Annotated in this window: 21 protein-coding genes; 13 read left to right on the forward strand and 8 right to left on the reverse strand. The window is 34.8% G+C overall.

Annotated elements, in window-relative coordinates; genetic code table 11:
• Positions 1–79: 79 nt before the first annotated feature.
• The 6 genes from UABHE_RS27735 (at position 80) to UABHE_RS27760 (ending at position 5,306) form a co-directional block, all read left to right on the forward strand.
• The gene (locus UABHE_RS27735) at positions 80–1,204 is read left to right on the forward strand and encodes a DUF3103 family protein (RefSeq protein WP_372366570.1); all 1,125 of its coding nucleotides are present in this window, start codon (positions 80–82) and stop codon (positions 1,202–1,204) included.
• Between the two features lie 70 nt (positions 1,205–1,274).
• Entirely contained in the window at positions 1,275–1,778 is a 504-nt protein-coding gene (locus UABHE_RS27740) for a MotA/TolQ/ExbB proton channel family protein (RefSeq protein WP_372366571.1), read from the forward strand.
• The gene (locus UABHE_RS27745) at positions 1,765–2,232 is read left to right on the forward strand and encodes a biopolymer transporter ExbD (RefSeq protein ID WP_372366572.1); all 468 of its coding nucleotides are present in this window, start codon (positions 1,765–1,767) and stop codon (positions 2,230–2,232) included. The genes UABHE_RS27740 and UABHE_RS27745 overlap by 14 nt, the downstream gene beginning before the upstream one ends.
• Before the next feature lie 12 nt (positions 2,233–2,244).
• Entirely contained in the window at positions 2,245–2,730 is a 486-nt protein-coding gene (locus UABHE_RS27750; RefSeq protein WP_372366573.1) for a hypothetical protein, read from the forward strand.
• Positions 2,727–4,283 carry a right-handed parallel beta-helix repeat-containing protein gene (locus UABHE_RS27755; RefSeq protein ID WP_372366574.1) on the forward strand — a complete coding sequence of 519 codons (1,557 nt, stop codon included), beginning with the start codon at positions 2,727–2,729 and terminating at the stop codon, positions 4,281–4,283. Before UABHE_RS27750 ends, UABHE_RS27755 begins: the two co-directional genes overlap by 4 nt.
• 36 nt (positions 4,284–4,319) lie before the next feature.
• Positions 4,320–5,306 (forward strand): NAD-dependent epimerase/dehydratase family protein, encoded by a 987-nt coding sequence (locus UABHE_RS27760; protein WP_372366575.1) that lies wholly within the window; start codon positions 4,320–4,322, stop codon positions 5,304–5,306.
• Positions 5,307–5,486: 180 nt separating this feature from the next.
• Here UABHE_RS27760 and rfbB read toward each other — a convergent pair whose 3' ends face one another.
• The gene (rfbB, locus tag UABHE_RS27765; protein ID WP_372366576.1) at positions 5,487–6,482 is read right to left on the reverse strand and encodes a dTDP-glucose 4,6-dehydratase; all 996 of its coding nucleotides are present in this window, start codon (positions 6,480–6,482) and stop codon (positions 5,487–5,489) included.
• Positions 6,463–7,344: a glucose-1-phosphate thymidylyltransferase RfbA gene (gene rfbA, locus UABHE_RS27770; protein WP_372366577.1), complete on the reverse strand. Its 882-nt coding sequence runs from the start codon at positions 7,342–7,344 to the stop codon at positions 6,463–6,465. Before rfbA ends, rfbB begins: the two co-directional genes overlap by 20 nt.
• 87 nt (positions 7,345–7,431) lie before the next feature.
• On the opposite strand from rfbA, the gene UABHE_RS27775 reads away from it, so the two are divergent.
• A complete protein-coding gene (locus UABHE_RS27775) occupies positions 7,432–7,749 on the forward strand; it encodes a TRL-like family protein (protein ID WP_372366578.1) in 318 nt (105 codons plus the stop codon).
• A 232-nt stretch (positions 7,750–7,981) separates the two neighbouring features.
• Here UABHE_RS27775 and UABHE_RS27780 read toward each other — a convergent pair whose 3' ends face one another.
• Positions 7,982–9,283: an esterase/lipase family protein gene (locus UABHE_RS27780; protein WP_372366579.1), complete on the reverse strand. Its 1,302-nt coding sequence runs from the start codon at positions 9,281–9,283 to the stop codon at positions 7,982–7,984.
• The gene (locus tag UABHE_RS27785; RefSeq protein ID WP_372366580.1) at positions 9,280–9,750 is read right to left on the reverse strand and encodes a polyhydroxyalkanoate synthesis regulator DNA-binding domain-containing protein; all 471 of its coding nucleotides are present in this window, start codon (positions 9,748–9,750) and stop codon (positions 9,280–9,282) included. The genes UABHE_RS27780 and UABHE_RS27785 overlap by 4 nt, the downstream gene beginning before the upstream one ends.
• A gap of 164 nt (positions 9,751–9,914) precedes the next feature.
• Between UABHE_RS27785 and UABHE_RS27790 the strand changes: the two genes are divergently transcribed.
• From UABHE_RS27790 to UABHE_RS27805, 4 genes are all read left to right on the forward strand, one after another.
• Positions 9,915–10,334: a hypothetical protein gene (locus UABHE_RS27790; protein ID WP_372366581.1), complete on the forward strand. Its 420-nt coding sequence runs from the start codon at positions 9,915–9,917 to the stop codon at positions 10,332–10,334.
• 446 nt (positions 10,335–10,780) lie between these two features.
• Positions 10,781–12,388, forward strand: a complete 1,608-nt coding sequence (locus UABHE_RS27795) for an alpha/beta fold hydrolase (protein ID WP_372366582.1) — start codon at positions 10,781–10,783, stop codon at positions 12,386–12,388.
• 256 nt (positions 12,389–12,644) lie between these two features.
• A complete protein-coding gene (locus UABHE_RS27800; protein WP_372366584.1) occupies positions 12,645–13,409 on the forward strand; it encodes a beta-ketoacyl-ACP reductase in 765 nt (254 codons plus the stop codon).
• 1 nt (position 13,410) lies between these two features.
• The gene (locus UABHE_RS27805) at positions 13,411–15,207 is read left to right on the forward strand and encodes a long-chain fatty acid--CoA ligase (protein WP_372366585.1); all 1,797 of its coding nucleotides are present in this window, start codon (positions 13,411–13,413) and stop codon (positions 15,205–15,207) included.
• On the opposite strand, the gene UABHE_RS27810 is transcribed toward UABHE_RS27805, so the two are convergent.
• Positions 15,204–16,286 carry a hypothetical protein gene (locus tag UABHE_RS27810; RefSeq protein WP_372366586.1) on the reverse strand — a complete coding sequence of 361 codons (1,083 nt, stop codon included), beginning with the start codon at positions 16,284–16,286 and terminating at the stop codon, positions 15,204–15,206. The two genes, UABHE_RS27805 and UABHE_RS27810, sit on opposite strands and share 4 nt — an antisense overlap.
• 22 nt (positions 16,287–16,308) lie before the next feature.
• Positions 16,309–16,641 (reverse strand): type II toxin-antitoxin system PemK/MazF family toxin, encoded by a 333-nt coding sequence (locus tag UABHE_RS27815; RefSeq protein WP_372366587.1) that lies wholly within the window; start codon positions 16,639–16,641, stop codon positions 16,309–16,311.
• Between the two features lie 752 nt (positions 16,642–17,393).
• Between UABHE_RS27815 and UABHE_RS27820 the strand changes: the two genes are divergently transcribed.
• Positions 17,394–20,258 (forward strand): DUF4157 domain-containing protein, encoded by a 2,865-nt coding sequence (locus UABHE_RS27820; RefSeq protein ID WP_372366588.1) that lies wholly within the window; start codon positions 17,394–17,396, stop codon positions 20,256–20,258.
• Positions 20,259–20,306: 48 nt separating this feature from the next.
• Here UABHE_RS27820 and UABHE_RS27825 read toward each other — a convergent pair whose 3' ends face one another.
• Positions 20,307–21,668 carry a hypothetical protein gene (locus tag UABHE_RS27825; RefSeq protein WP_372366589.1) on the reverse strand — a complete coding sequence of 454 codons (1,362 nt, stop codon included), beginning with the start codon at positions 21,666–21,668 and terminating at the stop codon, positions 20,307–20,309.
• Between the two features lie 40 nt (positions 21,669–21,708).
• Positions 21,709–22,680, reverse strand: a complete 972-nt coding sequence (locus UABHE_RS27830) for a tRNA dihydrouridine synthase (RefSeq protein WP_372366590.1) — start codon at positions 22,678–22,680, stop codon at positions 21,709–21,711.
• Between the two features lie 399 nt (positions 22,681–23,079).
• On the opposite strand from UABHE_RS27830, the gene UABHE_RS27835 reads away from it, so the two are divergent.
• Entirely contained in the window at positions 23,080–23,400 is a 321-nt protein-coding gene (locus UABHE_RS27835) for a hypothetical protein (protein WP_372366591.1), read from the forward strand.
• Positions 23,401–23,445: the final 45 nt, after the last annotated feature.

A 23,445-nucleotide genomic window follows, 5' to 3' on the forward strand; every position in this document is an offset into this window, starting at 1 on the left:
AATGTATAGAGGAATCCTCTAAACAAAGATAACTTTATATCTATAAGATATGTAAAACCTCACTAGAGAAGGGGAGAATATGAGATTTTTTTCAATACTGTTAATTTTTGTGTTGGCTATTTCTTCTATATCTGCTGATATGGAAACGCTTAATACTGATGTAAATCTTAACGATATGTCACAACAAAAAAGAGTGATTGCAAAGCAATTTGCACAACAGTTAAACAAGGTTGCTTTCTGTGCTTTCCTTGAAAGTCGTCTTTCTGGACACGACAGTAATCATTCTTTAGTTTCGCTACTAAACGATTATACAGAAGTTTTTGGTGATAGCCGTTGTGGCGATTTGGGACAAGGATGTGCTAATTTCGACCGTAATATTCGCGAACAAAAAGGGATCACAAATCGTCTAGACGAAATTTTGCAAGTGCGTCTACATGCAGATAACACACGTGCTACTGAAACAATGGATTTTTCTCAAATGCTAGTAACTTTTGCGCCAAAAGGCGAAGAAAAAGACTGGAAACAAATTGAAGCATTTGATTCTGATGGGAATGTTCATCAACTTTCTGTAGAGAAAGCTCCTTCGCGTCCAGTTTTGATTATTGAGTTAAACTCAAAAGCAGACATGCGCGCAGGTCTTAGTTTACTAAACGACGAATTGAGAAAAGCTGGCCTTCAGCCACAACAAGCTCTACAACGTCGTGCAGGTTTGGCAACAGGAAAACTAGACTACATTCGCGTCAATGACGATAAAGAACCTTGGATTTTAGGTGATGCAGAAATGTATCTACTTGTAAATGGAATTGATATAGAAGGCGATAGAGCAAATATCATTTCTCAAGAGATGCCTTACCTTGACAAAGACGATAAAGATTATTTTCCGAATCAAATAATTGTTGTTTGGGGTAACTACCGTTACCAAGCATGCAACATCAATGTATTTGAACATGATGATAATACCAATTACAAAGATATTGCATTAAAACTTATTGATGTTCTTGGTAGTATATCTACTGAGTACAAAGCTCTATTTGATTTAGCCTCAGAAATAATCAAAGTAATGCCTGCAAATTGGTTTACAAATGACGATGATTACGTAGATGTTTTTTATACTATGGAAAATAAAGAGTACAAAAATTATCCAGGCGCTTCACGTAATGCCAAAATAACATTAAAACCGTACATCATTCCTGAAGTTAAGTAATTAATTAGCTGCATGACCAAATGGCGAGTACAAAACGTACTCGCCATTTGTATTTAAAGAAAGAAATGCCATGCTCTCTGAATACTTAGAATCTCAAGCTTTTCAACAATCCATAGAATTTTTTCAAAATCGCCTCACACTATTAGACTTTATTATCATCGGTCTTGGATGTTTCATCCTTCTATATCAAACTTGGAAACGTTTTACAACTTTTAGCAACTCCTTCTATAAAAAAGCTCAAAATGATCCACTATTTATAACACGTGAGCAATTAAAAATTCGTTATATTTCGTCCTTAATAGAAATGCTGCCAATGATGGGAATTATGGGAACAGTATGGGGATTAATGGGCGCATTATATGTGATTTCTTCGCAAGATATGCCAACAGTAAAAGACATTGCAACACACATAGCTCCCGCATTATCAACAACGTTATTTGGATTATTTTTTGCTGTACTTAATCTATTTATGTTTAATTTCTTATCGACGTATTACCTTGAATTAATTGCTTGGTGTCAGACAAACAATCCAAAACTTGTTTCCTTAAAAGAAGGCACAGATGAAGAAGCCTGATATTGGAAAACGCATACTACCTCTACTAGACATTGTATTTATTTTACTTGCATTTTTTATCGTACTACCTCATGGAGTAAAGTCTAATGAGATTGTCAAAATTGGTATGCTCGAAAAGCAAAAAAATGAGTTACAGCAAGAATTAGAATATTTTCGTTGGAAACATGGAACGAATAAAGCATTATCAAATAAAATCCACCGTATTTTGAATTTAGTCTTTAAAAATAACAAAATATTCATAGGAAAAGATAACATATTGTTATCGAAAGATAACTGGACTGATTTGCTTGCTAAAAAAATAGAAGTGTCTGAAGCAACATTTATCATTTTTCGCGTAGAAAAAGATGATGATGGTTCAACTACACGAACTAAATCCATAGACGGTTTGAAAAAATTTCTTCAACAACAAAATATTATTTATATTGAAGAAGATAGTGGCAACGATGATTGGTAGAAAGGGAAACCAATGCCTAAAAAGAAAAAGAAGAAATTTCTAACAAAAAAGAAACTAGCAGCAGGAGCTGTTATTGCTGGACTCATATATCTAGCCCCTCAAGGAGGAGATTTTCTAAAGTTTTTACCTGTAATAAATCAAACAGGAGAAACGGGAACAACAGGAGACAAACCTGAAAAAACAAAAAACACCCCAGAAAAGGTAGATCCTAAAGACAAGGAAACAAACAAAGAGCCTGAGAAAAACGTACAAGTAGAAGAAGTCACTTTACGTATGCGCTTTATTGACGGCACTTTATATGTAGGGAACTGGCCATGTCCAGATAAGAAAACGTTAGAAAAAACCATCGAAAAATTATTAACAAAATATGCAAATAAAGAAGTTCGGATCAAATACTATAAAGATGGAAAAGATCCTTATAAAGCAAGTTATTCAGCAAAGAAACTGTTGGAAAAAGCAGGTTTTCAAATCACAACTCACGGAGGAAACTCTGAATGAGTAATCGCATTCCTATGCCTGTAACAACTGCATCATTCAAGCTATTTTTTTCAACTGTAATATTTATTGCCCTCACCAATGTTGCTTATTTTACATGGTATTCACCATCAAAAGATATACCTGACGAAGCTAAAGGTAAAACGATTATAGTAGTAGCAGCGGAAGATAACTTAAATCATAAAATCAAAAACGCACCTGAAAATAGCATACTGCTAATTACTCCTTCTAAACGCGAAGAAAATATCGTAATGGAAAATAAATCAGGTATCACTTTAAAAGCAGAAGGTCAGGTATTTGTATGGGCAAACAAAGGAACTGCTATTACAATTAAGGGATGCAATAATTGTGAAATTGAAAATATAAACTTTTCAGGACAAGATGAAACAGCACCACTATTTTTAATCTCACACTCAGCGAAAATCATTTTTCGTAGCAATAAAATAAAAAGTACAGCAACATCCTTCGACATACAAGCAAAAAGCTCTGACATATATATTGAAAATAATGATATCAAAACCAAGAAAAGCGCAATTTATGTAGAAACAGGCAAAAATATATATATTAAAAACAACAAAATGTTAAGTGGTAGTGAACAACACGATATTATTCATTTCAAAGATGTTGAACAATTTTTATTTGAAAAAAATATCATTAGCGGTAGCAAAGGGATTGTATTACGTCACGCTTATGCTAAACAAAAATCTGCTATTTTTCGCAATGAAATAAAAACAGATTTACAGGCACTAGAAATGTATAATTGCCGCGATATACTCTTAACAGCCAACATAATAGAAAGCTATAAAAAAGATGCTGTCTTTTTTAAAGATTGTAGTAGTATAAAATTTGGTCGATCTCAAGTTGTAAAAAACAAAGTAAAAACAGAAAATGGCTGTTGTTTAGCTCTCATAAATGGACAAAAGATAGAAGTTTTTTATAACTCATTCACTAATAGTAGTCGTCAAAGATCAGCCATCGAGGTCGAATCGGGAAAAACGGTATTCTTGCGTGGAAATGATATTACTGGCAAAGCAATAGTTGAAGAGGGCAAAGGGGTTATTGTTGAATCCCAAGGTGGTGGAATCTATATCAAAGATTCTGAAAATACCATTTGTAAAGAGAATACAATAAAGCACAGTGAAAAGGGTATTTTTGTTGATATTTGCCCCAGTGTTATCATAGATGGAAATAAAATCCATGGTAATCAAGGACGTGGAATTGAAGCCGAGAGTTCTACAATTGAAGTTAGCAACAACTCGGTTAAACATAACTCTGTTGGTTTATGGATTAACCAAAGTAAAGGGTTTATATCACAAAATACCATTGCCAACAATAAAGGTTATGGTGTATATCTTGATGATTCATCACCAAAAATAACCAAAAACCACGTTGTTAATAACGAAGAAGATGGTTTATATTGTAATAATAAAAGTACTCCTAGTGAGATTATTGGCAATAGATTTATCCGTAATAAAGGTTTTGGAATTAAATTCGAAAAAAAAGTAAAGTACGGAGATAATTTTTTTGAAGGTAACCAAAAAGGCAATTCCAACTAGAGTGCATTACTATTTTTGTAGAGACAGGAAAAAACGATGGCAAAAATTTTAGCATTAGGAGGAGCCGGTTTTATCGGTTCGTATATTGTTCGTAAACTTTTAGAGAATGGTCATCAAGTAACCGTTGTCGATAATTTTTCAAAATATGGTTATATCGAACACGATTTTTACAAAAATCCCAATTTCTCTCTGCATAATAAAGATGTTAGAAATATGTATCCCAAAGAATATATAGGATACGATTATGTATTTTGCTTAGCAGCACTTATTGGTGGCATCAAGTATTTTCACCGTATTCCTTATCAAATTGCTCGCGACAATACCGAAATTTTATCACGAGCAATAGACCACACACTCGCTGCATGTCCACAAGCAATATTTGTTTACTTTTCGTCTTCGATGGTTTTTGAACGAGTGGATCATCCTGTCAGCGAAGAACATGCTTTAGCGCAACCTATTCCAATCACAAACTATGGAATGCAAAAACTTTTTGGTGAATTTTTAACAACAGGTGCACATCGTGAATATGATCTCCGTTATTTAATTGTACGGCCATTTAATGCTGTTGGAAGTGGTGAATTGCCCGATGTTTCGGGTGATGGAAAAGCAAAATTTGGAATGGCTCATGTTATACCTGACTTTATTTATAAATCAATGATAAAACAAACGCCTTTCGAAATATTTGGTGAGGGTGACCAAGTTCGCACTTTTACTCACGCAAAAGACATTGCTGAAGCTATGTCAAAAATGATTGACAAACAAGTGGTTAATCGCGATTTCAATATATGTGGTGAAAACACTTTTGATATGTTAGAGTTAGCAAAACGCATATGGCAACACGTCAATCCGCAATTGCCTTTTCCCGAATTAAAAAAGATAGAAGCGCCACTCGCTGACGTCAAATTTCGCGTAGGTATTGCCAAGAGGGCAATGCAAGAACTCGACTGGCAACCACAACACGACATAAACCATATAATTAAAGACTCTACTGATTACATAAAGAAGCACTTTGAAAGCAAGTAGAAAAATAGATTTTCTTTATGGCAGTGCGATGTAAGGGCGGTCTCGTGCCGCCCGGCCTTCGCAAATAATTGTAAAAACTCACTTAAACAATGGCAAACGTTATTCATTTGTACAGGTACAAAACTACCGACATAGCACTATGAATTTACTGTTCGAACCACCAATATTTCTTTCTCGTAATTACAAATACCAACGTACTGTATTTTCAAGAGCTTTTTTGAAATTGTATTGCTGCGACCAACCAAGATCATTTTTAATTTTATCACAATTCACGGCATAACGTAAATCATGTCCCTTGCGATCTGTCACAAACGTAATTAACGATTTGTAATGGTCTTTTTCTTTTTGGTTTATTTTTGCCAAAATCTCACATAAAAGTTTGACTAAATCTATATTCGTCCACTCATTTTCGCCACCGATATTGTAAGTATCCCCTGTCTTACCGCTATTGATAATTTTCCAAATAGCACTGCAATGGTCTTCAACATACAACCAATCTCTAACATTTTTGCCTTCGCCATAAACAGGTATCTTTTCTCCTTTTTTCATTTTAGAAATAACAACTGGTATTAATTTTTCCAGATGCTGATATGCCCCAAAATTATTCGAACAATTGGACATAGTGATTGGCATTTTATAAGTATGAAAATAAGCTTTGACTAAGTGATCAGCTGCTGCTTTTGATGCCGAATATGGATTGCGAGGATTATAAGGTGTTGTTTCGTAAAAATAACCTTCATCATCTAAACTACCGTACACTTCATCAGTACTTATATGATGAAAGAGAACATCATCGCGGTCCAACCATGATTCTCTTGCAACTTCGAGAAGTACAGAAGTACCAACAATATTAGTATCTACGAAATTTTTAGGTCCATAAATAGAATTATCAACGTGGGATTCTGCAGCAAAATGAATAATCGTATCAATATTGTACTCGTTCAAAATGCGCTTTATTGATACATAATCGCAAATATCGCATTTCTCAAAAATATAACGCTTATTGTAAGTCTTGCGAATATCATGCAAATAACTTTCATTACCTGCGTAAGTTATTTTATCTACATTAACTATTTGCCCTTCAAAAGAAGTTTTAGTAAACAAATAACGTATAAAATTACAACCAATAAATCCAGCACCACCAGTGACTAAAATGTTATTTAAAACGCGTTTCATTTTTTATAACCTTCAATAAATACTTACCATAACCACTTGCAATTAGAGGCTCTGCAACGCGCTCTATATCTTGTTCAGAAATCCAACCGTTCGTGTAGGCAATTTCTTCAATACACGCTATTTTTAACCCTTGGCGTTCTTCAATAGTTCGAATAAAATTAGAGGCATCGAACATCGTTTGAAAACTTCCAGTATCAAGCCATGCGAAACCACGCCCAAGTATTTCGACATTTAATTTTTCATTGCGCAAATAAATATCATTGATTTCTGAAATTTCAAGTTCTCCTCGTGAGGAAGGAGATAAATTTTTTGCAATATCGATTACATTGTTGTCATAAAAGTATAAACCAACGACAACTGTATTTGATTTTGGTTGTTTTGGCTTTTCAACAATACTTTGCGGCTTACCTTGCTCATCAAAATTAATAACACCATAACGTTCTGGATTAGGAACGTTGTATCCAAAGATTGTGGCTCCTTGATGATTTTCACACACGTTACCAAGTGTTTTACTCAAGCTTTCTCCATAAAAAATATTATCTCCGAGAATAAGAGATACATCGTCATCACCAATAAATTTTTCCCCGATAATAAACGCCTCTGCAATACCGTTTGGTTCGGGTTGTTCAGCATAACTAATATTTATTCCTAAAGAACTACCGTCCCCAAACAAATTTCTAAATACGGGTATATCATCAGGATTACCAATAATTAAAATATCGCGTATTTTTGCAAGCATATGAATAGAAAGAGGATAATAAATCATCGGTTTGTCGTAAATCGGCATGAGTTGTTTACATATAGCTTTTGTGGCAGGATAGAGCCTTGTACCTTTGCCTCCTGCGAGAATAATGCCTTTCATATATGACCTTTTTTTTGTTGAACCATAAATTTATATCGTTACAATAGAATAATCGAATACAATGACCATTTTATAAAGGAAAGTTAAATGAAAAAATTTACAAATGTCTTACTACTTGTTGCCATAGCGCTAATCATCTCAGGGTGCGCTCTTTCTGTTAATCCATTAGTTGGAGCTTTATACGCAGATGTTGAAGGTCCTCTTGCTGTTACAGGAAATAGCCCTGGCGCATTAGTAGGAGAATCTAAGGCTAGTTTGATTTTTGGTGTAAGTTTTGGGGATGCGAGTGTTAAGTCTGCCGCAGCAAATGGCGGTATTACCAAAATTAAAACAGTCGACCAAAAAGTCCGCAATGTACTAGGTGTATTTATGGAAGTTACTACTATTGTTACTGGTGACGACTAGATTATAGAGAGAATTGCTTGTGTCAGAATTAGAACCTTCTTTTATACAACAACATTTCATTACAATCATTGTTGGTATTTCCACTTTTGTTCTTGGTTATATCGTAGGGTTTATCTCTAACTCTAACGGTTCAGAATAAAATTCACAAGTAATATTTGTAATGTTTAATGCTGCGCCTATTTATTCAGGCACAGCATTAAAACTTACACATTCCATCAGTTTTATTCTGGTACTAATACCAAAGACTAACAATCCAATCCAAAACTTCAGAATCATAAGCTATTCTCAAGTGATTTTTATCAAAGCCTCTTTGCCCAATAAGTCTAGCGCCGCGCTTTGTAATACCTTCTGTATAAGAAGAACTGTATTTATACACCACTCCATCACTAGAATAGTCTTGCACACCAACAGGTACTTTTATTACTCCCAAATCAATCTCGTTTATAGCAGAATTTGTACCATAAACATTAATAATATTAATTGCTGGATCAATCCCGTGCCTATTGATTTTATATATAGTATTTTGCCCTTCAGCAATAGCATGTTCAATACCATAAGATGAAACAAAAGCAGTAGTTCCTCCATAATAGCAAGCTTTCATTGTCATGTTAAAATCTCCTGGTGTATAACTAAAGGCAGAGAAATCTAAACCATCTTTTACTAAATTATACAACAACTGGTTTTGTCCAGGAAAATAGTTTCCTTGATATTTACCAGGATTTTGAGAGTATATATCAAGTTTGTATAAATCAGTCCAAAGTCCATATACTAAACCTTGGTAAAAACAAATAGGCGAAGATATATTATTTGCTATCGAATATACATTACCCAAATAATAGCGAAAAACCAAATCAATCCCTTTATTTGCTGCACCAATTTGCACATAAGTATCTATATCATTTGTATATTTACTAAGAAAAGATTTATATGCCTTATCTACCTCTCCAAAATTACTCATATAGATAGTTGCTGCGCAGTTTCCTTTTGAGTGAGCAATAATGTTAACTTTGGGTTTTTGCGTTTTTTTCTTAATAATACGTACCGCATTTCGAATTTGTTCTGCTTGTAAATAGTTACAGCCATGACTATGTGAAAAATTAATTGCAAATACTGGATAGCCTTTGCTCACAAGTTGCTGCATGTACCCTTGCTCTTCTAATGGAATTTTAGAAGGAGTGGATTTTGTTAATGGGTGTACCCATGCGCGATAAGCATCATCTCCTGCACCATGAATGAGGAGTACAGGTGTTTTTTGCGATTTATTCCATTTCGGAGCTGAAAATAAAACCATAAGTGAAGAATCAGCTCCTTCACTATTGTATAAACTCTGCGGAAAACACTCTAGCACACTTGAATTTTCAAAACGAGTAATGTCTAGTATTCTTTCTCTGACAAACTTTGGGTGTGCATCGCGATACACTTCACTTTTCGCCCAATGCATAACATTGTTATTTATTTTTATAGGCACTTCATTTAAATATTGAGTTGCAAATAAGCTACTAATTGTCATTACAAACATGAACAAGCATTTCATTCATGACCTCCCTTTAACTTTTCTTCAAGATCAGTTATCTTTTTTTCATACTGCTTTAGAGTATTTTGCAACTGTTCCCAAGCATTATTCGTAAAATGATTTGGCATTTGTGCTAAATTCATCCAGCCACTTAACATATTAAATTGCTGCTGCATGTTTTCTTTAAGCTTGATATAAGAGTCAAGACTTGCGTTTAAATAAAATTGCAAAAACTCTTGGTTATCATCTTTTTGTAGTTTTATAAGTTGATGCAATAGTTTTGTAGAAAATATAGAATCTTTTTTCTCATTAAGAATAATTTGCAGTAAGGTATCTTGAGTAATATCTTTTTTACTTTGATTATCAATAACCTCTACAAAATTACCAGCTTGTATAACCTGAGCTAATTCTTCTAAGGTAATATATTTCTTCTCTATTGTGTGATACAGTCTGCGATTTACATACTTTTTTATTATGATTTTTTTCACTATTGTTTAAGCTTTTTTGTTATTATTCATATTTTTATGTTGCAATGCAACATAAAAGATGATTTTATATTTATTCAGTATTTACGAGTTAGAATAACACAATATATTTAATTAAATATATAATTCGGCATATTTATTTTGCATTGCAAAAAAAGGAGAATACCATGTTCGCCACTTTACCACAAAGCACCATTGATTTCTGGAAAAAATTCCCCTTGATGGAGTCTCATCATGAGTATATGGAAAAACTGCAAAATATCCACTCATCGTGGGCAAATTTTTTGCAAAGCAACATGGAGTATAACAAATTATCACAAGTTTTTTGGGAAAATTTTGTTAAAGATTTCCCCGATTATATGAAAAAAAACTACGAAAACTTGAACTTTCAAGAGTTTGATACTTCGAAAAAAAATGGATTAAAATTTTTCGAGGAGTGCTGGGAGAAAACAATAGAAGGATACAATACAACAAGTAACGATGTTATCGACAACTTAGGTACATTTAGAGATCAGTTATTTGATTTCTTTTCACCTATTTTAAATAACCCAAACCTCACTTCACAAACTAACAAAGCAAGTAAATGAACTACGCCAGGTAAATAAACAAATATTTAATTGAGAGCGTCATTAATTAAAACATTATGTTAAAAAATACGTAACTGCGATCCTAGCCGTGATTGCAGTCGTAACCGAAAACAGTATGCCTTTAATACACAAAGCAAAAATATCTATATTTTGTACACATATTTGTAAAAGACTATATTTTCGGTCAGGGTCACGGTGACCATCACGACTACGATTATGGCTACGAACCTTAGAATAAATTAACTTTAGGTTGTATATAGTTTTTTGACCAATTGATAACACACCTTGCATAGCACCAGTACAAGTTGAAACTTCATTCATACAGACGCATTATCGAATTGCGCCTGGGACAAATCTAAACTTATCACAAAAGCAGTAAGGCATAGACAGGCCCCCTCCTAAGAGTTATAATCTCCCTAAAACACTAAGATTACAGGAGAAGCACAATGCACGATGAATTCTTTAAATTTTGGGAAAATACCGCGAAAAATTACCAAAAATCTTTTGAGACATATAAAGATTTTACCCCGCAATCTATGGCAAATGCTAGTCCTGAAAATATGCTAAGTGGATTTATACAAGCAGGAAAACCATTTTTAGACAATTTGCAAAAATGGTACGAACAAATGAATAAAATTCACATGACCCAAGGATCAGAAGAGTACGCCAAACACAAAAATCAACAAATTTTCGGTGCTATGCAAAATCTTGACAAAAAAATGATCGATACTCTTTCAAAAATGACGGCAACTAACATCGCAGAAAGTTATCAAAAAACTTTTGATAAAAATAGTCAAAATACTCAAAAGCATAACGCCCAATCAATGATGGACTACTTCCAAACAATAACCACTGAGTATCTTCGCGATATAGAAGCAATTCCGGAAAATGCTAAAAAAATTAACGCGCAACACTTATGGGAAATCTGGTCAAAAATGCTAACAAACCCAACTGACACAAGCATAGAAACTTATAGCAAAAGACTGAAAGAAAGCCTCGCTGTAAAACTTAAATACGGAATGGAATACTATGCTGATCCAGAAACAACAAAAGTAGGGTGCACGTCTCGCAATCTAGTTTGGCAAAAAGACAAGTATCAACTTTTTCACTATCCAGCCAAAACACCGAAGAAAAATGTAGCGCCTATTCTCATTGTTTATTCGCTTATTAACAAACCTTATATTTTAGATTTGCTACCTGGATCTAGCGTTATTGAGTACTTAACCCAAAAAGGACTGGATGTTTACCTTATCGATTGGGGAGAGCCTGATTATGAAGATCGCAACACAACTCTTGATCATCTTATTTCGCCTATTATTTCGAATGTTGTTGATTTTGTAATTGAGTATAGTAATTTTCCCAAAGTTTCTTTATTAGGTCACTGTTTAGGGGGAGTGCTTGCAACTCTCTATAGCGCCTATGAACCCGCAAAAGTAGAAAAACTTGTTACCTTAACAACGCCTGTTAGTGGTAGTGATGGAGGAATTGTTGGTTTATGGGCAAATTTGTTACCGACAGAACAAGTGTTACAAACATTTGGTAACATGCCTGCCAAATTGATACGCTATACTTTTATAGGATTAAAACCTTATTACGAAGTGATTCGTTGGAAAAAATTTTATGAAAACTTAGACAAAATGAATGACCAAGCAATGAACGCATTTTGCGCCGTAGACAAATGGATCAACGATAACATTGATGTTCCTGGAGAAGTTTTCCGCAAATTAATAGAAGAAATATACCAGGAAGATAGGTTAAAAAAAGGACTTACGACGATTAATAACCAAAAGATTTCTCTTACAAATATAACATCTCCTCTACTCAACATTATCGCTGAAGACGACTGGATCGTAACCCCAAATTCAGCCAAAACGCTCAACGAGCAAGTTTCCAGCGAAATCAACTTGCAAAAAATAATTCCTGGTCAACATTTAAGTATTATCTTTCATCCTAAGAATCGTCCAGTGTGGAAAGAAATGGTTGATTTTTTCAGCGGCGAAGAGACTCAAAAGCCAAATCGCGAAAATGAAGATCCGGGAACGGCTTTACAGTAAGATTTGTAAGCAGGTTAACTTTAATTTGTACAGGTAGAAAAATGATTAATATTCACAAGTTTAGATTCAAACTACAAGGCATTTCCATCTTTGAGGATTGGAATCCATACATATTAATATGGAATTATGGAACCGGTACTCTAAAAAAATAGATGTCTTAAAAGAAAACGTAAAAATAGAAGAATTGAGAACAGCGATTCGAGAACTAAAAAAACACAAATAAGAATCCAAACAAATTTAAATAAGGAAAATTATTATGCGCATGCAAAGCAAAATAGTAATGATCACAGGTGGTGCTAGAGGAATTGGACGTGCTACTGTATTAAGATTTATTGAAGAAGGAGCAACAGTTTGCTGGTGTGACCTTGATCAGGATGCTAACAAAGCGCTTCTTTCTGAAGTAGGAGGTAACCATAGTTATCACCATGTGAACGTAACAGACCGTAGCGCTGTACGCGAATGGGTGCAAGTTATTGTCGAAAAACACGGACGCATCGATGTACTTGTTAACAATGCAGGAATTACACGCGACAATTTCTTGGTGAAGGTAAAAAACGGTGAGCTTGTCAAAGAAATGCCAGAGGAAGATTTTGATCAAGTGGTAGATATTAATCTAAAAGGTGTTTTTAATTGTACACAAGCCGTTGCACCAACAATGATAAAGCAACAGTCAGGTGTTATTCTTAATGCTTCGTCTGTAGTTGGTTTGTACGGAAATCTTGGGCAAACCAATTATGTTGCAACGAAAGCAGGAGTCATTGGTATGACGCAAGTATGGGCGCGTGAACTTGGAAGATACAACATCAGAGTAAATGCAATTTCTCCTGGTTTTATCGCCACAGAAATGGTAAAAAAGATACCCGAAAAAATTATTGCTGGGATTTCAGGGAAAACACCTTTAAATCGTTTAGGTGAGCCTAAAGAGCTGGCAAATGTTTATTTATGGTTAGCTTCGAGTGAGGCCAGTTTTGTTAGCGGAGCAAATATTTCTGTCGATGGTGGACTTGTATGGGGAACATAAAATGCAATATCAAAATATCTATCAAATGTTGTGTGCAACAACCGAAAAGTTTGCTGAACAAGCGGCCTATTTCCACAAAGTAGATGATAATTGGCAAAAAGTTACATGGCAGGAACTTAAAGAGCTCGCAGATAATTTTGCACTTGCTCTTCTTGAAAAAGGTCTCAAACCTGGAGACACGGTAAGTATTCTTGCTGGAAATGATCTAGCATGGCCTGTTGCAGACATAGGAACTATTGCTGCTGGAGGAATTGGAGTAGGTCTTTACCCAAGTAGTTCCCCTGAACAGTGTGCTTATATTCTAAAACATTCCAATTCTAAATTTGTAGTTGTCGATAGTAATGAGCAGTTGCAAAAGATTTTGCAAATTCGCGAGCAAATTCCACAATTAACTATTATATCAAAAGTATCGCATCCAGATGTTATTTCCTGGGAAGATTTTTTAAGGCAAGGTAGCAGCGATATGTGGGACACATATCAAGATGTTGCGAACAATCGCTCTTACGAAGATACTGTCGTAATCGTATATACATCAGGAACAACTGGACATCCAAAAGGAGCTTGCTTAAGTAATCGCTATATAATTTCAAGTTGCATAGCACTCGACAAAGTTTTTGAGGTTGTGAGATCGGACACTTTACTTGATAACGAGGAAGAACTATTTGTCTCCTTGTCTTTTTTGCCTTTCTGCCACGTGGCCGAGAGAATTAGTGGAATGTACGCCCGTATGTACTCTGGATTTTCCGCGTATTTGATAGACAATATTGCAAAGCTTTTTTCTTATATCGAAGAACTTAGTCCTCATATTTTTGGTGGATTACCACGTTTCTACGAAAAAATATATGCCAAAATACTCAATGATGTCGAACAGGGAAAAATCAACAAAGACGACTTTGATAAAGCCATCGCTATTAATAAAAAAGTAGTTGATTTACGTAATGATAACCAAACATTGGCTGCAAATCTCTATAAAGATTGGAAATGGGCAGAAGCTAACATTTACTCTAAGGTCCGTAGTAATTTTGGATCTCGCATCGTGTCATGCAGTTCTGGTGCCGCCCCTATTCCAAAAGAAGTATTAGACTTTTTTTTATACGCCAGTAATCTCAATATACTAGAGGCTTATGGTCTAACAGAATTTGTTTGTTGTGCATTTAGTACTCCGCGTGCACATCGTGCGAACTCTGTAGGAAAACCGATGTACGGTTGTGAAATTAAAATAGCTGAAGATGGAGAAATTCTTCTCAAAGGCCCGCAGATGTTCAGCGGCTATTACAACGATGAAAAGGCCACAAAGGAAGTCATAAGCGAAGATGGTTGGCTACACACCGGTGACATCGGAAAACTAGACGAAGATAGTTTTCTATACATCACAGGACGTAAAAAAGAATTCATCAAAACATCCACAGGAAAAAAAATTGCACCACTTTATATTGAAAACTTGTGCAAACGCAACCATCTACTCAGCAATATTATGGTGTATGGAGACAATAAAAAGTATCTAACTGCGATCATTACTTTAAACGAATTAGAACTTAAAAGCTACGCACAAATACACAATATTGTATTTGATAATTACAGTGATTTGACAAAAAAACCTCAGATCCAAGAGATAGTTGCCAAAGTGATATCTGAAGTTAATGAGCAAATTTCACGCACAGAACAAATAAAAAAGTACACCATTCTCGACAAAGACTTTACTATTGAAGGCGATGAAATTACCCCTACAGGTAAAGTAAAGCGACGCATAATCAATAAAAAATATCATGATGTTATTGAAAGTATGTACAGCGATTAGTTGCTACGTCTCTCTTGATAAGAAGTACTAAAATCACGATGACGCAAATCTACAACCTCAATAAAAGGTGCGAAAACTTGAGAGATATAGAGTTTGTTATTGTGTAGAATTGCTGTAGAACCACCATTAATAGAATCTCCGCCCTTATTATAGTATATTGGGTCAATGCGTTTTTCACGCCAGTGAATACGCCATACAATTGTAGGTGAACTAACACGTGGAGATATCGCATGCAACGTAAATTTTGTACCGTTTGCATGCGATGTCAATAACAAAGTATCTTTATCATAGTAGCTAAAATTATCACCAGAGTTTATGTTATCAAAAAGTAAACGTTTTTCAGACAGACCTCCTGTTTTTACATTTCTTTTATACGACCATACATTACCACTAACAGAAGTACTAATTAGTATTTCTTTGCTTTGTGGTAAGTAGTGAACTCCATTTGCATATTCTAAACCTTCTGCAACCTTAGACCACTTTTCGTTGTTAAAATACACGACAGTCGAACGCTCGCAAATTCCTAGAAGTTGACAAAATCCTACAGGCGGATTGAAATAAGCGTTCGTAACATAAAAACTACCATTTTCTAAAACAAATAAATCATTCGGATTTACCAATAACGAATCGTAATATGCACGTTTATAGTGTAAAAATCCATCTTTCCACTCATACACAAGAATAGCGTGACCGTAAATTCCTTCACCAACATTGCCATCTCCGTGCTGTCCGTGGTGTATAACATAAACGTCAAAAGAGCCAGTGTCATTTTTGATAGTTGAAAGACCATGGGGTCGAAAAATAAGCCCCATCGGCTCGCCACGACGCTCTACACGCCGAGGCTTATCAGTTGCAAGATCAATCAGCCAGAAGTCTCCTTCGTATCCTTTTGACCTACGCTCTAAGCACGAAACCAAAAGGTGTGATTGTTCGTTTACTGTAACAAGCTCCATATCTTCTGGGCCTGCTCCCACAACAATCTGGTTACGATGCGCTGTGTGATTTACGAGTTTAGGTGTAGAACAAGCAACCCATAACAAAGAACTTAAAATTATCCATAGCAATTGCCGGTAAAACATAACCATTCCTTAAAATTTTCTTCTATAGCAGAAGAGTTCGCGCAACCCCTCTTTCAACAGATTGTAGCAAAGAATGCGTTAATTTTCCTCTTTTATTGTAAAGAGTATCTTTGTCGACAGTTAAAATTTGCGATACTTTTACAACCGAGTCTTTTTCAAGTAAAAAGTTTTTGGATTTTATTAGGACATTGTCAGGAGAGTTTAATAGCTTTAAATCGGAGGAGATTACAGCAACGATGGTTGTTTCAATTGCAGATTTATTCAAACGGTCAGATTGTAAAACAAGAACAGGACGATCTCCAAAAGGCGCTGGTAAATCACACCACCAAATATCGCCGCGATAAATATATTGCATATTTTTCTTTTTTCGTAGTAGTATAACATACAGAATAATCATATCAACAACATGATATCTTAAGTGAGTCGCAAAAAATTTTTGCGACTTGCTTAGTATTAACTTTGCTAAAGTTATATACGATAATTTTTATTAGTTGTTTGATCTAAATTTATAAATTCTACTCCAAAAGGAGGCTGCAATATTATGAAAGATAAATTTCAAATTTGGTTTGCAAGAACTATGGTTGTATAGTAAAGCATTAATGTGTTTGATGTTTTTGGGAAATGGCTATTTTAATTGGAGCGTGTCATCAATTAGAAAATTCGCGGCGCAACCTATTCATGATCGTAGCCAAAATAATTATAGAATTTTACAAAGCATAGAAACAACGCGAACTGATAATTTTTTCCATTTTGCAAAGTTCATGGTCTTATTGAAAATTTTTTCCAAAAATTAAAGCAATACTGAGCTGACAGGCCCTAATTAAATGTAACAGGCTCTAATTAAATGTAGACTTCAATCCCACTCCTACTCCTAAAAGATTTTTTTTGGTAACATAGTAAGAGTAAAAGCTTTATAATCAAAATAATAATCTTTTCCTAAAATAAATAACAACAAGACAATTTTGGAAAAACAGAGAATGTCTTTTATTTGCAGAATCGGGAAAGGAAACGATCTAAAACTTTAAATGTCGACACTCCCTAAACTAAAATATTTTTACACGGTTTTTTAGGTTCGCAAATCTCTTAATAAAATTTAGGATGGTATATATGGGAAATCAATACAAGGAAAGTAACAAAAAAATAAAACAACAAACTTCTCTGCAAAAAAAAACAACTCATACAACACATAAGGCTCATTCCGTAGATATTATTGAACAAGCTCACTTTTCTCCCCATTCGTTAGACCATCAAGATACCATGCAGTTACAAAAAACTATGGGTAACCAATTTGTATCGCAAATTTTTAGCCAGGGCTCTTATTCACAATCGAAAGTAGATAGAGTTGTACAAAGAACTATTCAAAAAACTCAAAGCAACTTAAACTCAGAAGTGCAAACTATTCAAAAGAAAGATAGTTTACCTGAAAAACTCCAGGGTGGCTTAGAGCAATTATCAGGGATAAGTCTTTCCGATGTAAAAGTTCACTACAACTCCCCTAAACCGCAGTCGGTTGGGGCACTTGCGTATGCACAGGGTAATGAGATTTTTTTAGGCCGAGGGCAAGAAAAGCATTTAGCGCATGAAGGTTGGCATGTTGTACAACAAAAACAAGGACGTGTTAAACCTACCCTTCAATTTAAAAAAAATATATACATAAATGATGACCATCGATTAGAAAAAGAAGCAGATGTGATGGGAGCAAAGGCACTAAGTAATCATGTGCAAAACCAGGTACAATCGAAAAAGCAACCAGTAAGCATACTGCAAAAATTTAAAAACCTTAAATCAAAGCTAACAAACTCTACATCAATCCAACATAAGGTAGAATACAAAAATCCAGATGAGTGGATGATTCACAAGGTAAAAGATGCGTTAAAAGAAAAAATATATGAGCGACGTGAAATATTATTTAACAAAGAAGAGCAAGAAATAGTTACTAACATTTTTGAGAAAGAATTCTTCGGAAAATTATTCAATGCACTCTCGCGATTAAGTTATAGTAAAATTGATTATGGAACTTTCGACTTAAACAGCGATCAACATTTATTATTACTATATTACGAGATAAAAAAACATCTAAATAAGCCTTTGTTAGTAGAAACAGAAGTTGAAGATTCCCAAAAAGAATTGAAAGAACAGGATACAAAGCGAAATGAATACTTTTCTAAATCACCGAATCCTGGTCTTACCTTCGAACTCGCTATACTAGGAGCTGGAGCTGCAGCTGCTTACTACCTTGCGAGCAACAATAATATAGATAAATACAGTACTATTGTTATTGGTGAAACGCAGCCGTGGAAAGAAGAACGTGGTCCAGGAGTAATCAATCATCCAATGCATATGATTACGGCCTTACGTGAAGAGGTTGGTTTAGGAAAAGAAGAGTTGGCTCCGCGTGGTGATTTCTCTGAGGTGGTTGAAGAAGTCATTAATAAATATGTTATTCATCGCAAAAATACAAAAATCAAAAATGTAGCGAAAATAGAGGGCGATGACAACGAAAAATTTTATGAAGTTGAAATAGCCAGTGGGGTTAAATTTTATGCGCAAAAAGTGGTGGTTGGTTTAGGAATTGGCCCTCATAAAAAACCAGCCAAACAAGAAGAAGGTCAGGCAGTAGGGCGTGTAATTAGTATGGATGAATTCCAGAAAAAAGCCAAGCAAATAAAAGAAGGTGTAGATGACCCTAAAGAGATAACAATTGTTGTTGGTGGTGGAAATGCTGGAATTGATTCAGTAATGACGTCTATGAGACAAGGCTTTACAATCATTTGGGTAACAGGTAGTCAACGTCCAGCCTTGTTACCTGGTACAGATAACGAATACGTGGAATATGAATACGACGAAGTTATTAAAGGAAATAAATCCAAAATTTCAGAAGTTATTAAGAAGTATGCCGATAAAGCTATTGATAATCCTAACGCAGGAGAAGAAGGGCAAAAACCAATTATTGTACAAACAGGTGGTGGTAGTAGGTTTGCAGATTATTTCGTTTACGCCTTAGGACCTGATATAGACAAAATTTCAGGTTTACTTGACGAAGAAAGTATCCGCAATAACTTAGTACCAACATACGACAAAAATAGACAATTTGGCGGCGATGGACTAGGTACAGTTACTGGCTTAGAAGTAGAAAATCAGGATGACAAAACTTCATTAGAAATTATAGGTGGAACAGCTTTTCGTATGGCAAACAATATTAAATATGATTATATGAGCAAATTAAATAATAATCAGTTAAAAGAAGCTATTGATAAAATGACTTCTTTGGGCATTTTAGATAAAACAACCAAGGATTTTGCTACGGAGATTGCGAAATACAAAAATACATCAGGAAATAATATTTTAAGTATAGCATCAGCGAAAAAACAGAGCGAATTACCAGTTTTAGCTGTAGTTCCAAGTTACTCAAGCGCTGAAAGCTGGTTACAACAAAATCCAAGTGAAGATGCTAGCCGCTACCTAAGTTGTTTGCGTTTTATTAATACTTACGCAACATTAATGACTGAATTTAGAGAAAAGGTTCGAAGTTACTTAGAAGAATTTGAAAAAAATCCGAGAACTAGAACGGCAGATCCGCGTAAAGCGCTCATTCATTTTGAAAATGTTGTCGAAACGCTACCTCTAAATATTGCAGTAAACGATCAATTAACAACTGTGCGTAGCCAAATAGAAGCCAATTTTGGTTTTGTGCCAAACTATGTAATTGATGATGTTAACTTTGCCACTGATACTATGACTGTGTTATCTATCTATATTGCCGCAAACTATCCCAGCCTACCTGACAAAGAAGTAGATATGTGGGTAGATCGTGTTATTCGTTGGCGTAGACCTAGTGAACAAGAACAAAAACTGTATACCAGCCTCCATGGACCTCTCCCCAATCCACAGAATAAACCGCGCGAAAATGCAAAAAGCTTTTCTGCATGGTTTAAAAAACGTTTACGAGAAGAAAATTTAAAATATAGCTAGATACCAATGTACTAGGGCGTACGGATACGCCCTAGTTAAAGGGAATAACTATTCGGAAATACTTCCCATGAGAAATATATTGCTAATATCATCCCAACGGCATATTGTAATATTACTCTGTTCGTGTCCGTTTATTCCCAACTCTAAATAAATAAACAAATCCGTATTTTGCCAAAAATTACCACTTTCAGCTTCCACTCCATCCTCACCAACATCATTTAGTAGTCCACTCTTTTTTAGCTGCTCAAGGTCAACGACTTGTTGTTTTAGTAAATTTTCTAGCTCTTCATAAGTATTTTCTTCTGCCTCTGGCAAGTCTTTCCAGTCTTTACTATATGCTAGAGGTGCACAAGAAAAAGAGTCCTGTAAAATGCGTGCAGCATCACAAATTCGCAATTCTTTACCTTTGTAGTTACTCAAGGTAGAAAGTACTGATTTTAGATAATCAACTAACGATTTTTTATATATATCACGACGATCTTTCAATATTTTTTGTACAAAATCGCGAAATTCGCCCCAAGTCTTTACCTCTTCACAGTGCTTTTTATGTGGATTTTTTCCCTGCGCATCTAAAATTTTATCTGCATATTTGATGACTTGTTCGTGAGTATCGTTTATTGAGTAGAGTAAAATCGATTCATGAATTGGAAGAAAAGAAGAGACGTCTTGCAGTTGTCTTAAAATTTTTGCTTTATTATTTCCCGAAACTTTTTTGAAGCGATCAAATAATTGTGGGTGATCTTCTTCTATGAGCATGACTGTTGCCATCAGTAAATTAGCATGAGTTTTTCCGCTGGTAATATCAAGATTATCTGTTATTTTTTGTAATAGTTTCGCGCGATCTTCGGAAGAGTAAGAAGGAGCATTACGCGCTGCGGTAATGGCTGCATTGTCCATAATTTCAGCTATTTCAAGAGCATTTAAAAACGACTGTGGAAGAGAATACGCTGTTAAACTTCCAAGTAATTCAATTGCAGCCAAACTAACTTCATCTTCATAGAAGACTTCACTATCAATTATTTCCAATAAAATAGGTATAATTTTATCTGCTATGATTGTAGCTTCAGCAATCAAATTGTCAGCCCCATTGATAACTTCAAGTATGGTAAACTGCGTTTGTTTATTTTGAGATTTTAATTGCTCAATAACAACAATAATATTTGTAACAGGAATCGTATAATCTACATTTTTAGACATTTGTCTAATGACAGTAACAAGAAGTTCTGTATGACTCTTGTTTTCTTCTTTTAGTTTAGTAACAATTACCTGTAAAACATTTTGTACATCTTCTTGTGAAATATTTTCAAAACTTGTCTTCGACAAAATCGTCAACGTTTGAACTAAATCAGAAGAAAGTGCCTCATCGATTTGATTAGTTTCGATAAGTTCTAGTATAGTATTCTGATCCATAAAATCATCCTCGTAATTCTATCATCCACGTTTAATACATTCAACGCTGTACCAAAGTGTCCCCAGTGTTTTCTTTTATTATATCATATACCAAATCGGCCTCGCGTATAATTTTTATATTTTCAAATAGTTCTTGGGCTTCTTTGTATGTACGTGAAAGCATTTTTAGCCACTGTTTAGTACGACATACAGGATATTTACCGCGATGATCATGTTCCCAACAATTTTCAAACATCTTCATCACTGTTTTACAAACCCTTGGCCATAAATAGCTATAAAATTCTTCGTTTGCGCGTATTGACTTAATCTGTAAAGCTAAATCAGGCATAGAAAGAGCTCCGCGCCCTATCATAACATCAGTGCACTGCGTAACATCAAGACAACGAAGGTAATCTTCAATATTCCAAATATCGCCATTGGCAACCACTGGAATATTTACAGCTTCTTTGATTTTGCGTATCCAATCCCAATGAGCAGGTGGTTTATAACCTTCCTTTTTTGTTCGAGCGTGTACAATTAACATCGATGCTCCGCCTTCTTCTGTTGCGATTGCATTTTCTATTGCCAAGGTTTTATCTTCAAATCCCAAGCGAATTTTTGCACTTACATTGATGTTATCAGGTACTGCTTTTCGAACCCCGTAAACCACATCAAAAACGCGGCTGGGACTCTTTAACAATGTAGCCCCTCCATCGTGACGATTTACTGTTTTTGCAGGGCATCCAAAGTTTAAATCAATACCAAACGCTCCGAGATTTACAGCGCGAACAGCATTATCACTTAGGCAAGCAATATCACTTCCTAATAGTTGAAATAATACTGGAGTTCCAGAAGGAGTTTTACTTTGGGTTCGCAGCTCTGGACAATGACGAAAAAAAACATGATTTGGATACAGTGTATTTGTAATTCGCAAGAACTCAGTAACACAATAATCAAATCCCCCTATGGATGTGAGCAAGTCTCTCATGATTGAGTCAACAACACCTTCCATGGGAGCTAAATAAATTTTCATCTAAATTTCCATTCTGCTTTTCAACATACTCTAAAGAATGTGACCAAATTTTGGGATTCTATTGTAGATTTTAATAAGGTATCAACATTTATGTTTTTATATAATATGAGATATTTTAAGGAGTAGCAAGACACTTTGAAAGAGCAGAGTTACGCTCTGTAATTGAAAAGTAACGAAGTTACTCCCTCAAAGAGCCAAATTATAAGGAAGACAAATGTCGTACGCCCAAATAATAAAAAAGAAAAATTTGTGGTTTTTTTTCAAATTTTGGTATTATTAACAAAATCAAGCTTTTAATGTGGCACACAACAATCTATTTTTCAAATAAAATTCGCAAAACAATTTTGAGTAAAATTTTTCCGCTATGTCCCTTAAACTCTAGAATAGTACGGTGAACAGATGATACTTTTAGCATGTCTACTATATTTTTGTATTACCTTAGCAATGCTTCCTATACTTTATAACGGTTATCGACGTGTTTTTGGCGATAACTATTCTGGAGCGAAGTGGGGAGTGTGGTGTTTGGCATTTGGTGTTCTAACGTGTTTTATTTTCCACTGGATTGCTAACAATGTCATTACACAAGAATTAGCTCGCCAATATCTATTTTTATTCATCATTGTAATATTCATAGCGATCATGGTATATAATAATTTTGCCAATCCAGATATGAGCGATGAAAATCAAAGTGGTGATGATAAGGAATGTGACGTAAAATAATACCAAAAGGTAAATTATTTTTAGCCGCTTCCTAACAACAACCAC

Source organism: Candidatus Uabimicrobium helgolandensis, from assembly GCF_041508025.1.
GTDB classification, from domain to species: Bacteria; Planctomycetota; Uabimicrobiia; order Uabimicrobiales; family Uabimicrobiaceae; genus Uabimicrobium; species Uabimicrobium helgolandensis.